This window comes from Paramixta manurensis (genome assembly GCF_013285385.1).
GTDB lineage: Bacteria > Pseudomonadota > Gammaproteobacteria > Enterobacterales > Enterobacteriaceae > Paramixta > Paramixta manurensis.
Genome location: NZ_CP054212.1, coordinates 1,974,245 through 1,986,850, shown reverse-complemented (window position 1 = coordinate 1,986,850; position 12,606 = coordinate 1,974,245). Strand labels below are relative to the sequence as shown.

The following is a 12,606-nucleotide window of genomic DNA, read 5'->3' as shown; positions in this document are numbered from 1 at the left end:
CATGAGTGATAAAACGGAGGATGTCAGATAGCACCGGGGGAAACTGTGAAGTCGCCGGAAATAATCGGGGAAAAGGGAGATGGCAGAACAACAGGGCATGGCGGAGCAAGTTATCCCTGCCCACGCCACGCAGATCAAGCGCTGGCTTGTTGAGGACGCGCCTGTTGCCAAAAACGTAACAGTAATTCGCGCGCCCAATCCGGCCCGGTTAGGTTGGCGCCATCATCAGCGCACTCGCCCGGCAGACAGGCGGTCATAATCGTCCGGTTAAACTCCGGGTGAAATTGCAGCGAAAGCGCCCGCGGGCTGTAACGTATAATTTGGCAGTTATCCAGCGCTGAACGCGCCAATACTTGCGCCCCCGGCGGCGCTTTAACCACCGATTGGCGATGAGATAACCAAGCGGAAAACTGCGGCGGTAGCGCCGCAAGTAAGGGATCCTCGCCCGCCGTCGTGATGCGTTCCACCGGTAATAAACCGCGCTCCCAGCCGTGTGGATTATCCGCCACCGTGCCGCCGAGCGCATACGACATTAGCTGATGCCCATAACATACCCCCAACACAGGGAGTTGACTGTCGATCACCGCCCGTATCCAGGCGGCGGTACGCTCACTCCACTCGGCGTGATCGGTCACCATCGCCCAGGAACCGCTGAGGATCGCGGCGCTAATCTGCCGATCGTTGGGTAATGTTTCGCCCAGATGCGGGCGCACCACCAAATAATCTTCCGGTTGAAGTTGTAGCGCGTCGACAAACCATTGCGTTTGTTCGCCGATCAGTGCGCTGACCGCGTCGGGGGGTGTTTCGAGTTGAATAATGGCTAACGGGCGTGGAACAAGCTGAGACATACCGAATCACTATCCTGGTTGATGACCTAATAGGGGCTTCCCATCAGGGAAGCAGTCGGGTGGTTAGTGTGACAGGTTCCGGCGCGCGCGTCTCATTACTTTTTCTTCGGTCCTTGGTTAAAAAGAGAAAATGACACGTACCGCTCGTCGCCGTTTTGCGCATATGCCAAGATGGGAGAATTGAAAGGAGAACAGCATGGATAACCTTTTCGCTAATCTGCTCTGGCGCCAGATGTGGCACGCATTACGTAACGCAAACACGCCGTTACCGACGTTCACGCTTAATGGCCAGCAGGCGTTGAGCTCCGCCTATCCGGTGAGCGAGTTAGCCGCAACCAGCATCGCGCTGGCGGCACAGGCAGTGAATGAACTGACAGGCAACCCGCGCCCGATTGCGGTGGATATTCGCCTTGCATCACGTTGGTTTCACTCCACCTTTCATCCGTTCAGGCGCGCCATGCCTCCATCGTGGGACCCGTTCGCTGGCGACTATGCGACGCGTGATGGTTGGATCCGTTTGCATACCAACGCCCCTCATCATCGGGCCGCAATGGAGAGCGTACTGGGCCGGCATTCCAACCGTCAAAGCCTGGCGGCCACGGTAAGCCGCCAGGCTAAACAGGCGCTGGAGGAGGCGATTATCACCGCCGGCGGTTGTGCGGCGCAAATGCGGACGCTGGCCGAATGGCAGCAACACCCGCAGGGGCAAAGCGTCGCGCGTGAAGCGTTGATCGACCAAAGCTTAACGCCCGAAGCAGCCGTACCACGCTGGCGTTTACCCACCGCCCGTCCGCTACTTGGCGTACGCGTTCTGGATTTGACCCGCATCATCGCCGGGCCGGTCGCCACGCGCTTTCTGGCCGGATTGGGCGCCGATGTGTTGCGTATCGATCCGCCGAGTTGGGAAGAGCCAACGCTCGAAGAAGAGATCACGCCAGGTAAACGTTGCGCGCGTCTCGATCTAAAATCCGCTACCGGCAGAAGCCAATTCGAAGCACTGCTGGCACAAGCCGATGTGCTGGTTCATGGCTATCGGGCAGATGCGCTTACCTTGCTCGGTTATGATGCTGAACGACGGCAAAAGTTAGCGCCCGGTTTGATTGATGTTAGCCTGAATGCCTGGGGCTGGAACGGCCCGTGGCGTAATCGGCGCGGATTCGACAGCTTGGTTCAGATGGGGTGCGGCATTGCGGCCAGAGGACGTGAGTGGAAAATGAGCGATGCGCCGGTGCCGCTGCCGGTTCAGGCGCTGGATCATGCCACCGGTTATTTGATGGCGGCGGCGGTACTGGAAGGAATGCGTCAACGTCTGGCGCGCCACACCGGTTTTATCGCCCGTTTGTCACTGGCGCGTACCGCCTGCCTGTTAACCGACCATCCTTACCCTGATGCAATACAGCCGCACGGCCTCGGGCCTGCGCCAGCAGCCGACGAGTTGGAGCAGTTAGAAATAACACCGTGGGGGTGTGGTTACCGGCTTCGCCCGCCGGTATCGCTGCCCGGTACTCCGCTACTCTGGTCACGCGGGCCATCGCCACTTGGTTCTGCCGCGCCGGGCTGGCTCTATTGACGGCGATTACTCTGCCACGCCGCCCTCTTCTTCAAGCTCGTCACGCATCGCCTGAAGCGCTTCGCGGCTAATGGCCGCCAGCGTACGATAAAAAACCGTCGTCGCATGCGCTTCAGTTTTGCCGAGAAAGGCGCCGCACCATGGCAGTAAATAATCATCAAACAGGGTGATTTGTGCCTGAATCTCATCGGCTTCTGACTGGTCTTCCAGCCAGGACGCGGCCAGTAACAATGCTCCAAAATGGTCGGCAGGCGCGTCGGTTAACGGCATACCGCGCGCATGCAAAAAGCGGCGCACTTCGGTTTCTTGCGGGCCATTCTCCCATTGCGAGCCATAAGGCGGCACTTTGCAATCGCTGCCAACGAACAGCGCGTTATAGTCGGCGGCAAGCGTTTGCGGGTCGCTATGCTGTTGCAATCGCTGTAATAACTCACCCTGCTCCAATGGCCAGTGCTGCGCCAGTTTGCCTTCACGAATCAGGGTAAACAGAGGCATCAGCAGCGGGTCTTGCGGCTGGCGATTATATAACGATCCCAGTACGCGGCAGATAATGGAAAACTCATTCATACACAGTCCATCCAGAGGTTAACGTGACAGGGTCACAAATCAGCAAACTCATCAATTCGTTTACCGCTGCGCATTTCAAGGAAATCCAACAGACGGCGCGGCGTGACATTTAACACGCGATCTTCAGGAAAATCCACTTCCCGTAAGATACGCAAACAATGGTCGAAATGCCCCAGGGTAAAGGCGGTATGCGAGTCCGAACCTAATGATAACCGCCCGCCCGCATCACGCACCGCCGCGGCAATCGCCCGGCAATTCGGTTCGCTGCCTAAGCGCGAATGGGTAAATGAAGAGTTATTGATCTCCAACGCCACGTCGTAACGCGCCGCCGCTTCGGCAATCGCCGGAATATCGACCGGAAACTTAGGATTGCCAGGATGGCTAATGATATGCACGTTCCCGCTGGCCATGGCCGCAATCATCGCTTCGGTGTGGGTGGCTTTATCTTGTGGCGGGAACACCGGCTCATGAAACCCCGCCACCACTAAATCCATCGTATCCAGCATCGGACCAGTACAATCGATTTCACCGGCGGTATTTTTAATATTGGCCTCAATACCGCGCAAAATGCCAACGCCGTCGACCAACCGCGGCCAAATGCGCATATTCACAAAGTGCCAATAATGTGGCGCATCGGCCATATCCGGGCCGTGATCGGTGATCGCGAACAGTTTAATTCCGTTTGCTTTCGCCTGGGCGATATAGTCATGTAGCGTGCTGTAAGCATGGGTGCTGGCAACAGTATGCATATGCAGGTCTACGGGATACATGGCTGACTCCTCCTTAATATGAAAAGCAAGGATAGCATCTCCTTGCCGATAATAGATTTAATAACCGCGCTGAAGGTTAACGCGTCCGGCAGGCATTTCCCCCCCTTCACGCAAAGAAATCGCCTGCGCGATATAATCCATCGCGGCATCCGGTAAGGTTACGGCGGCATTATGCGGGGTGATGGCGATACGCGGATACGCCCAAAAAGGGTGCGACGCCTTTAATGGCTCTTCGGCAAACACATCCAGCGCGGCGGCGGCGACCTGCCCGGTCTCTAACGCCAGCAGCAGGTCTTCCTCAACCAGATGCGCGCCGCGCGCCAGATTAAGAACAAATGCTCCTGGCGCTAACTGACTCAATAGTTGCTGATTAATAATACCCTTGGTCTGCGGCGTATGCGGCAGCAGGTTGATTAAAACACGCGTGCCGCTAAGGAAGTCCGGCAACTGTTCCGTGCCATAAAAGCTTTCGATACCGTCTCGCAGTTTTGGCGAGCGGCTCCAGCAACGTAGCGGAAACCCCCAACCTTTAAGGCTTTCCGCCACGCCTAGCCCCAATACCCCTGCGCCAAGAATGCCGACCGTAAAGTGATGACGTGAAAAATTGGCGAGCGGCTGCCAGCGGGCCTGACGTTTTTGCAGATGATACTCATCGAACCGGCGGAACCAACCCAGCACCGTGTACACCGCATACTCCTGCATCTGCTGCACCATACCGGTATCTTCAAGCCGGAATAACGGTACTTGCGGCGCGATCATATCCGGGTGGGTATGCAGTTGGTTAAGGATGTCATCCACCCCGGCGCCCAGCGCGAAAACCCCTTTCAAATCGCTGCGCCCGCGCAGCATCTCTACCGGCGGCGTGCGAACCAGCGCATAATCCGCTGGCGCATTATCGCCAGCGTGCCAGCAACGCACACGCGCCTGCGGCAGCCGCTGCATTAAGCCTTGTTGCCAGCTTTGCGCATTAAAAGATGGGTGATAAAAAATGATGTCCACGTTTCCTCCTTTTTTCTCAAGGCTCGGGGAAAACAACGGCGCTGGCAAGTGAAATTATTAGGGCATCAATGATGCCCTAATCGTGTTACGCGTGGGTTTCGTTTTGAAGAATTAATTTACGCAACAGCGGGATTAAGAACAGCATCACCACGCCGACTGCGGCTGAGCCCCAGCCCAGCAGACTGAAGACATGACTATAACCCGGATTGGTGAGCGCCGCAGAGCTACCGGCATTATCCGGCATCCAACCGGAAACGTACCCGGCCAGTACCGACGCCACGCCGGTCACCATCATCCAGCATCCCATCATAATGCCCTGGTAACGCGCCGGCGCCAGTTTACCGATCATCGCGTAGCCAATCGGCGAGATCAGCAATTCACCGATACTTTGCAGCAGGTAACTTGCCACAATCCATTTAAACGCCACAATACCGTCCGCGCCCGCCAGCATAATGCCTAGCGGCAGCACCAACATGCCTAAACCAATGCAGAACAGCGAAGAAGCGAACTGCAATGGAATATCAATCCGCCAGCCACGCTCACGTAGGTTACGGAACGCCAATGCCAGCAACGGGCCGCCAAACACAATGACCAGCGTGTTAATGTTTTGTACCCACTGCGGCGCCACTTGAATGCCGTAGACCGTTAGGTTGATATTGTGTTCAACAAACAGCATTAACCCCATCGGCGCCAGTTGATACAGCATCCAGAACACCAGCGATCCTAACGCCAGGATCAAATAAGCCGCCATTCGGCGCTGCTCTGCACGCGGACGATGGCGCAACGTCGTCAGGCACAGCAGCAGAAAAATCACCGCGCCAAGTGTAATAACAAACGAGCCGGTAAAATCCGCATGGGTAAGCAGCAGGCGAATTAAGGGGACCAGCACCACCAACACCGCCAGGCCAATTAACATCCGGCCAAAGAATTGACGCTTGCCGACATGCAGTAGTGGCGTATCAATATCCGCAAGGATTTTCCAGCGCAGTAAAGAAATCACAATCGCACAGGCGTTGCCCACCGTGGCAAACAAAAACAGTGCCTGATAGTGTTCGCCAAGCTGGAAATAACCGGCGCCGGTGAAACCGATAAAGAACCCGAGGTTCATGCCTGCGTAGTTCCACAGAAACGCGCTCTCACGGCGGTTATCTTCCGGAGAAAAACGCTGGGTCAGCATCATATTAATACAGGTCACATTCAGGCCGCTGCCGGTGAGGAACATCGCCAGCCCCCAATAGAGGCCCTCTGCGCTTTGGCCGGAAAGCACCCAGCAACCGGCGACTTGTAGCACCATGCCCAACACAAACAGGTTGCGGTTGCTGAGGTAGCGACCGCCTAAATAGCCGCCGAACAAGTGCAACCCATAGTTGAACGCGCCGAAGACGCCCATCATTGCATTGGCCTGCCCTTCACTAAACCCAAGACGTTTAGTGGCATACAACACCAGTGTGGAATAGAGTACCGCGAAGCCTAGCGTGGCGAAGATTTGAATAAAAAACAGCGCCCCGGTTCCGGCCGGAATGCCGTGCGGTTGCGCGTTTGTTGCCTGTTTCAAACTGACCTCTGTGATTTTCCTGCCAAATAAAACGCATTATTATGCGGCTTAATTGCCCATTTGTGCAGGAAAAGAGAGGGTAGCGCGGCTATTTTTCTTTTTTCCGGCTACTTTATCGGCGATGTGCTGCAAAACTGGCTAGACGCATGGCGGATAGGGCTACCCGCCATATTGTAATTAGAAGGGTTTGGTCGGCAAGTATTTACCATCCAGCGTAATCACTGCCCGCTCACCGCCCTCCGGGTCCGGCACTTTCTGGATATCCAGTCTGAAGTTAATGGCGCTGATAATACCATCGCCAAATTTCTCATGGACCAATGCTTTCAGCGTGGTTCCGTAAATCTGCACCATCTCATAAAAACGGTAGATGGTCGGGTCGGTAGGAACACCGCCAGGAATACTGCCGCGTACCGGGATAGTTTGCAGCAAACGAATGGCATCTTCATCCAGATCCAGCTTCTGCGCGACAGCGCGCGCTGCCTGCTCCGGTAGCGGATGCTGTCCCAGCAGTGCGGCAGTGACAAATGCCACGCTTAAACCGGTATGTTGGTTAATCTCTTCAAATGTCAGATTCTTTTTTACCTTGGTATTAATAATCAGGTCGGTCAACGCATTACGGGCGTTGGGGTTACTGAGTGTCTGGCTCATAACATACTCCTGTCGATGATTAACATAATGTCGGGGTAGCGGATGTCTCTAGGTTTTCCATCAAGGAAACCCATTGTTGCGTGTGGCCATCCAGCGCGCTGACTTTCCACTCTCCAATGCCTGAAACCTGTAACGCCGATACATCACCGGCTTGTGGGCCATAAGAGGGATAGAGGTTAGCGCCGTAAACCTATAAGATAAAAGACTCATTTATAATATTATTAATTCAAAAAACTTATAGGTCGCGATCATGAATGTCCGGTATATCCGTTATTTTCTCGCGGTAGCGGAACATCAGGGGTTTACGCGTGCAGCGGCGGCGTTACATATCTCCCAGCCCGCCCTCTCACAGCAGATCAAGCTATTAGAAGAAAGCCTGGGTACTCCGCTGTTTGATCGTAGCGGGCGTACCATCTGCTTAACCGATGCTGGCGAAGTGTATTTACAGTATGTTCGTTGCGCATTTCAGGCGCTGGATGAGGGAAAACGGGCCATTCATGATGTAGCAGATCTTAGTCGTGGCTCCCTGCGGATTGGCGTTACGCCGACCTTTACCACCTATTTTATCGGGCCGCTGGTTGCTGAGTTTTCATTGCGCTTTCCCAATATCACTTTGCAGATCCATGAAATTTCACAGGAAAAAATAGAAGAGCTGTTAATTAATGATGAGCTGGATGTCGGTATCGCTTTTGATGGCGGTAACGCGCCGGACATTGCATCGCGCAGGTTGTTAACTGAGAAATTGGCTTTGGTGGTCGCGCACCATCACCCGTTGGCACAGCAGCGCCATGTCACGCTAGATGATCTCAATAATGAGAAATTGATTCTTCTGCGCACGGGTTTTGCAACCCGTGAACAAATCGATCGCAGCTTCCGCCAGGCCGGTTTGCGCCCGCAGGTGCAGATGGAAATAAATGCGATTAGCGTGGTATTGGATGTCATCCGTCGACGGCCGCTTTCAACCTTACTGCCCGCCGCCATCGTCACGCAACATCTTGATTTAGTCGCTATTCCGGTTGAAGGTTGGCAACTGGAAAGAACCGCCGTGTTAATGCAACGAAAAGGGGGCTGGCAAACGGCGGCAACAAAAGCGTTTATTGAGGTGGCACACGCATTGGCAGATAACGCGGTAACCTGACGACTGTCGCCAGGTCTAACCATGCTATGCCACAGCGCGCTACTGCCAAAGCCATGCCATCAGCGGAACCAGCAACGCAGTGAGCAAACCATTCAGGCCAATACCGATTGCAGCAAACGCTGCCGCCAGCCCATTCAATGGCGCAATCTGCGCCGCCGCGACGCCGCTGCCCGCCACGCCTGCCGCAAAGCCGTGCGCGCGCCAGTCACGGATATTAAACCAACGTAACACCGTTTGCCCGACCGAGGCCGCCACGATCCCGCCGGCAATCGCCAGTGCCGCTGTCAGCGCCGGTACGCCGCCGACTTGTTGCGCCAGTGCGATGGCAATTGGCGTGGTAACCGATTTTGCCGCCATCGATAATGCCACCGCGCGCTCGCCACCGAGCAGCCATACCAGCAAGGCGCCGGTGATAATTGAGGTCAGTGAGCCGGCTAACAGAGCAAGCGCCAGTTCGCGGAAACTGCTTTTAATATGCGCAGTATTCAGCGCCAGGGGAATGGCCAGCGCAACGGTCGCCGGCCCCAGCAGGAAGTTGATAAACTGCGCGCCGCTGAAATAGATATCATAGGGCGTGCCGGTCGCTTTTAGCAGAATCGCCATGAAAACAATGGCGATCAATACCGGGTTAAACAGCGGTGATCCGCCGCACAACTGCTGGATCTTTTTCCCGGCGATAAAACATAACAACGTGAGCGCCAGCCAGAGTAAGGGGCTCAGCGCCATTGGCGTCCAGAGCGCGTGTACCGTTGACATTATGGGTGCCTCCGCAACGCCATCGGTTCAGGCGTCGTTTTCTCACGCCGCGATAAATGGTGTATCACCAGCGCCGTCGCTAACATCCCGAGAATAGTTGAACAGACCAGCCCAATCAGTATGGGTAACCAATAGGTTCGGAGCAGCCCTCCTTCGGTAATAATGCCTACTCCGGCAGGAACAAAAAGAATGCCCATATTACCGATCAATCCTTCGGCAACTTTTTTCAGCGCATTATCGGGTTGGTCGATGCTTTTACTTCCGCCGCGAAAGATAATTGCCAATGCAAGAATAAACATGCCAATGACCGGGCCAGGTAGCGGTAGATGTAATAGCCGACGTAATAATTCACCGATCAGTTGAGCAACGATCAGTAAAGCAAACGCATTCACCATAATATTTATCTCAGCATTAAATGTCTTTTAGTGATGGATACTGTCAAACAGCATCAGCCGAAAAACGCTTTGGGGTAGCGCCCAATCAGATCACAACGACGGTTGCGCCTTCAATTACGGACAATACCGGTTGCCAGGTTAAGCGACATCTGGCCGCCTGAGAACATCACGGAATGCAAAACTGCGTTGCAGAGAAGGCGGGAGGACAGGCATTTGGGTTCGGCGCTATATCCATTTATGCAAAAGTGAATTCCCCATATCATGTTTCCAGATTGTTAACAAAAACCGCATACTGCTTCCGCAACCTTCGTCGTTAATTTCTGTTTCAAGGAATTTATAATGAATACAAATGTTCTATCGCGTCGCGGTTCGCTGGCGACGGTAATCTATGAATTACTCAATCCAATACCCTATGGTTTTTTTATTGCCGCGCTGGTCTTCGATATTATTTATGTCTATAGCACTAACGTGATGTGGGAAAAAAGCGCCAGTTGGCTAATTACACTGGGGCTTATTTCCGCCATTATTCCCCGCTTAATTAATCTCTTTCAGGTTTGGGTCGGTCACGCCTGGCCACAGCTTTCGGCGGTTAAAATCGCTTTCTGGTTAAATGTTGTGGCGATTATTGCCGCTATTTTTAATGCCTTTGTTCACAGCCGCGACGCTTATGCGGTCGCGCCGCAAAACCTTATTTACTCGGTTATTACCGTGGCCTGTTTGCTGATTGCCGCTTTGCTGATGTCTTGCAGCCAGACTTACTCAACAGGGGATCGCCATGAATAAACGTTTCCTGATGGTTCCGGTAGCATTCGCGCTCTCGCTGGCACTGAGTGGCTGTGATGAAAAAGCGAAACTGTCACCCGATCAGCAAATTGGCCCGGACCCGATATTGCCGAAAGCGCAAGACTTCCTGATGCCGCCAATGCAAGTCCCTGCCGGGGTTGGCTGGAAAGCCGATGCGCAGCCAAAAGTGGCGGCGGGGCTAAAAGTGGAAAAAATGGCTGATGGCCTGCTGCACCCGCGCCAGGTCTATGTGCTGCCTAATAACGATGTTTTAGTGGTGGAGAGCAACAGTCCGGGAACCGAGCCGTTAACCACGCCGAAACAGTTTATTGCCGGTATCGTAAAAAATCAGTCCGGGAAAGGTGGGAAAGGCGGCAATAGCATTACGCTGCTGCGGAAAGGAGATCACGGCTGGGAAAAACACCGGTTTCTCGAAAATCTCCATTCACCGTTTGGCGTACAACTGATCGGTAATAATTTATATGTCGCCAATACCGATAGCATTATGCGCTATCCCTATCAGGCGGGAGAGACCCATATTAGCGCGCCGGGTACCGAACTGGCCGATCTACCGAATACCATTAACCACCACTGGACCAAGGCGCTGTTAGCCAGCCCGGATGGGAAAAAACTGTATGTTGGCGTCGGTTCGAACAGCAACATTACTGAAAATGGACAGGATGTTGAGTACCGCCGTGCGAAAGTGCTGGAAGTTGATGTTGCCAGCGGCGCCAGCCGGGTGTTCGCCAGCGGGATCCGTAACCCGACGGGGTTACAATGGGAACCACAGACCGGCAAACTCTGGGCGGTGGTAAATGAACGTGATGAAATTGGCGCTGACCTGGTGCCAGACTATTTCACCTCGGTGCAGGACGGTGGCTTTTACGGCTGGCCGTGGAGCTATTTCGGTCAGCATGTTGATCGCCGCGCCATGCCGCCACGTCCGGATATGGTCGCCAAAGCGATCAAGCCTGATTATGCGCTTAGCTCCCACGTCGCGCCGCTCGGATTGTGGTTCTATACCGGTCATCTATTGCCGCAGAAATACCAGGGCGGCGCGTTTATCAGCGAGCACGGCAGTTGGGATCGCTCGCCGCTCAATGGTTATCAAGTTGCGTATGTCGCCTTTAAAGACGGTAAACCGATTGGCAAACCTGAAACGGTGGTCAGCGGATTTGTTTCTGACGATGAGAAAGAGCTCTATGGCGCGCCGGTCGGCCTGACGCAGGATAACCAGGGCGCGTTAATTATCGCCGATGATGTCGGTAACACCATCTGGCGCGTCAGCGCGCAGTAAAGTTCGACAGGGTGAAACGAAAGGCCCGGCGAATGGAATGCGGGCCTTTTCTGTATCAGATAAACGGGTAAATGCCGCTTAACGCAATGCGGCACACGCATGCACCACGCGGTGTCCAGCCCGGATGACGCTTTCAATATCGGTGGCAATCGACAGGCGAAAGTATGGCGATAAACCATAAGCCGCGCCCGCCACGCCGGAAACGCCCTGCTCCAACAAATAGTTCAGCACATCTTGTTCACTGCTCAATGGCTTACCATCCGGGCGGGTTTTACCCAACAGACCGGCACAGCGGCAAAAGATAAAAAAGGCGCCCTCCGGGTTCAGCACCTCAATGCCTTCAATTTGGCTCAGCAATGCCATAATGGCGTCACGGCGCTGCTGGTAAGCGTTACGCTGCGCGGGCAAAAACGCCAGACCACCATTCAATGCGGCGACCGCCGCCGCCTGGCTGACGGCGCTGGCGCCGGAACTGTTTTGCGACTGCACCACCGTCATCGCATCAATTAATTGCTGCGGGCCGGCGCCAAAACCAATGCGCCAGCCGGTCATCGCGTAGGTTTTCGATACCCCGCCCACCAGCAGAGTACGCGCCGCCAAATCCGGCGCGACATGTAGCAGGCTCACATGCTGACGCTCATCAAACAGGATGTGCTCGTAAAGCTCATCCAACATAATCAATACGTTAGGATGGTCTCGCAACACGGCGGCGAGCGCGATAAGCTCATCACGCTGGTACACCATGCCCGAAGGATTACCCGGCGTATTAAGCACCATCCAGCGTGTTTTAGGCGTGATGGCCTCGGCCAACTGCTGCGGTCGCAATTTATATTGCTGCGCCAGCGGGCAGGCTACCACCACTGCTTCGCCGCCGTTGAAACGCACGCTGTCAGGAAAAGTTGGCCAGTAAGGCGCCGGTATAATCACCTCATCGCCCTCGTTGAGCGTCGCAGCGAAGGCGTTAAAAATAATCTGCTTGGCGCCATTAGCAATCGCAATTTGCGCCAACTCATAGGTCAAGTTATTTTCACGCGCCAGTTTGTCTTTTACTGCGCTACGCAATGGCGTAGTGCCGTTGGTCGGCGTATAGCGGGTTTCCCCGGCCTCCATCGCCACCACCGCCGCATGACGAATATGGGCCGGGGTATCGAAATCCGGCTCGCCGGTAGTGAGATCGATAATATCCACGCCCTGCTCTTTAAGCTGACGCGTCAACTGACGCGCCGCCGCATTGGCTGAAAGCGACACCGACTGTACACGCTTCGATAAAGTGACCATGT

General features: G+C 54.6%; 13 protein-coding genes. 4 read left to right on the top strand and 9 right to left on the bottom strand.

Features of this window, described 5'->3' with window-relative positions; all coding sequences use genetic code 11:
- Nucleotides 1–134 precede the first annotated feature (134 nt).
- Nucleotides 135–848: a glutamine amidotransferase gene (locus PMPD1_RS09730; RefSeq protein ID WP_173633848.1), complete on the bottom strand. Its 714-nt coding sequence runs from the start codon at nt 846–848 to the stop codon at nt 135–137.
- Between the two features lie 196 nt (nt 849–1,044).
- Between PMPD1_RS09730 and PMPD1_RS09725 the strand changes: the two genes are divergently transcribed.
- A complete protein-coding gene (locus PMPD1_RS09725) occupies nt 1,045–2,418 on the top strand; it encodes a CoA transferase (protein WP_173633847.1) in 1,374 nt (457 codons plus the stop codon).
- A 6-nt stretch (nt 2,419–2,424) separates the two neighbouring features.
- Here the strand turns inward: PMPD1_RS09725 and PMPD1_RS09720 are convergent, their stop codons facing one another.
- The 5 genes from PMPD1_RS09720 to cynS all read right to left on the bottom strand — a co-directional run bounded on the left by PMPD1_RS09720 (nt 2,425) and on the right by cynS (nt 6,957).
- Complete coding sequence (locus tag PMPD1_RS09720; protein WP_173633846.1) at nt 2,425–2,985, bottom strand: TorD/DmsD family molecular chaperone; 561 nt, start codon at nt 2,983–2,985, stop codon at nt 2,425–2,427.
- Between the two features lie 32 nt (nt 2,986–3,017).
- The gene (locus PMPD1_RS09715) at nt 3,018–3,755 is read right to left on the bottom strand and encodes a phosphatase (RefSeq protein ID WP_173633845.1); all 738 of its coding nucleotides are present in this window, start codon (nt 3,753–3,755) and stop codon (nt 3,018–3,020) included.
- Between the two features lie 57 nt (nt 3,756–3,812).
- The gene (gene ghrA / locus PMPD1_RS09710) at nt 3,813–4,754 is read right to left on the bottom strand and encodes a glyoxylate/hydroxypyruvate reductase GhrA (RefSeq protein WP_173633844.1); all 942 of its coding nucleotides are present in this window, start codon (nt 4,752–4,754) and stop codon (nt 3,813–3,815) included.
- A gap of 85 nt (nt 4,755–4,839) precedes the next feature.
- Nucleotides 4,840–6,309 carry a peptide MFS transporter gene (locus PMPD1_RS09705; RefSeq protein ID WP_173633843.1) on the bottom strand — a complete coding sequence of 490 codons (1,470 nt, stop codon included), beginning with the start codon at nt 6,307–6,309 and terminating at the stop codon, nt 4,840–4,842.
- 177 nt (nt 6,310–6,486) lie between these two features.
- Nucleotides 6,487–6,957, bottom strand: a complete 471-nt coding sequence (gene cynS / locus PMPD1_RS09700) for a cyanase (RefSeq protein WP_173633842.1) — start codon at nt 6,955–6,957, stop codon at nt 6,487–6,489.
- Between the two features lie 250 nt (nt 6,958–7,207).
- Between cynS and cynR the strand changes: the two genes are divergently transcribed.
- Entirely contained in the window at nt 7,208–8,095 is an 888-nt protein-coding gene (gene cynR / locus PMPD1_RS09695) for a transcriptional regulator CynR (RefSeq protein ID WP_173633841.1), read from the top strand.
- Nucleotides 8,096–8,134: 39 nt separating this feature from the next.
- Here cynR and PMPD1_RS09690 read toward each other — a convergent pair whose 3' ends face one another.
- Nucleotides 8,135–8,851, bottom strand: coding sequence for an LrgB family protein (locus PMPD1_RS09690; protein WP_173633840.1), 717 nt, complete (start codon nt 8,849–8,851; stop codon nt 8,135–8,137).
- Nucleotides 8,851–9,246: a CidA/LrgA family protein gene (locus PMPD1_RS09685; RefSeq protein ID WP_173633839.1), complete on the bottom strand. Its 396-nt coding sequence runs from the start codon at nt 9,244–9,246 to the stop codon at nt 8,851–8,853. Before PMPD1_RS09685 ends, PMPD1_RS09690 begins: the two co-directional genes overlap by 1 nt.
- Nucleotides 9,247–9,585: 339 nt before the next feature.
- On the opposite strand from PMPD1_RS09685, the gene PMPD1_RS09680 reads away from it, so the two are divergent.
- Nucleotides 9,586–10,029 carry a DUF2231 domain-containing protein gene (locus PMPD1_RS09680; RefSeq protein ID WP_173633838.1) on the top strand — a complete coding sequence of 148 codons (444 nt, stop codon included), beginning with the start codon at nt 9,586–9,588 and terminating at the stop codon, nt 10,027–10,029.
- Nucleotides 10,022–11,326 carry a PQQ-dependent sugar dehydrogenase gene (locus tag PMPD1_RS09675; RefSeq protein ID WP_173633837.1) on the top strand — a complete coding sequence of 435 codons (1,305 nt, stop codon included), beginning with the start codon at nt 10,022–10,024 and terminating at the stop codon, nt 11,324–11,326. Before PMPD1_RS09680 ends, PMPD1_RS09675 begins: the two co-directional genes overlap by 8 nt.
- A 78-nt stretch (nt 11,327–11,404) precedes the next feature.
- On the opposite strand, the gene PMPD1_RS09670 is transcribed toward PMPD1_RS09675, so the two are convergent.
- A complete protein-coding gene (locus tag PMPD1_RS09670) occupies nt 11,405–12,604 on the bottom strand; it encodes an aminotransferase class I/II-fold pyridoxal phosphate-dependent enzyme (RefSeq protein ID WP_173633836.1) in 1,200 nt (399 codons plus the stop codon).
- Between the last annotated feature and the right edge of the window lie 2 nt (nt 12,605–12,606).

What these genes read in the sequence shown, in the direction of transcription:
- PMPD1_RS09730 (WP_173633848.1), bottom strand. Translation starts at nt 848, where the DNA reads ATGTCTCAGCTTGTTCCACGCCCGTTAGCCATTATTCAACTCGAAACA.
- PMPD1_RS09725 (WP_173633847.1), top strand. Translation starts at nt 1,045, where the DNA reads ATGGATAACCTTTTCGCTAATCTGCTCTGGCGCCAGATGTGGCACGCA.
- PMPD1_RS09720 (WP_173633846.1), bottom strand. Translation starts at nt 2,985, where the DNA reads ATGAATGAGTTTTCCATTATCTGCCGCGTACTGGGATCGTTATATAAT.
- PMPD1_RS09715 (WP_173633845.1), bottom strand. Translation starts at nt 3,755, where the DNA reads ATGTATCCCGTAGACCTGCATATGCATACTGTTGCCAGCACCCATGCT.
- cynS (WP_173633842.1), bottom strand. Translation starts at nt 6,957, where the DNA reads ATGAGCCAGACACTCAGTAACCCCAACGCCCGTAATGCGTTGACCGAC.
- cynR (WP_173633841.1), top strand. Translation starts at nt 7,208, where the DNA reads ATGAATGTCCGGTATATCCGTTATTTTCTCGCGGTAGCGGAACATCAG.
- PMPD1_RS09690 (WP_173633840.1), bottom strand. Translation starts at nt 8,851, where the DNA reads ATGTCAACGGTACACGCGCTCTGGACGCCAATGGCGCTGAGCCCCTTA.
- PMPD1_RS09685 (WP_173633839.1), bottom strand. Translation starts at nt 9,246, where the DNA reads ATGGTGAATGCGTTTGCTTTACTGATCGTTGCTCAACTGATCGGTGAA.
- PMPD1_RS09680 (WP_173633838.1), top strand. Translation starts at nt 9,586, where the DNA reads ATGAATACAAATGTTCTATCGCGTCGCGGTTCGCTGGCGACGGTAATC.
- PMPD1_RS09675 (WP_173633837.1), top strand. Translation starts at nt 10,022, where the DNA reads ATGAATAAACGTTTCCTGATGGTTCCGGTAGCATTCGCGCTCTCGCTG.
- PMPD1_RS09670 (WP_173633836.1), bottom strand. Translation starts at nt 12,604, where the DNA reads ATGGTCACTTTATCGAAGCGTGTACAGTCGGTGTCGCTTTCAGCCAAT.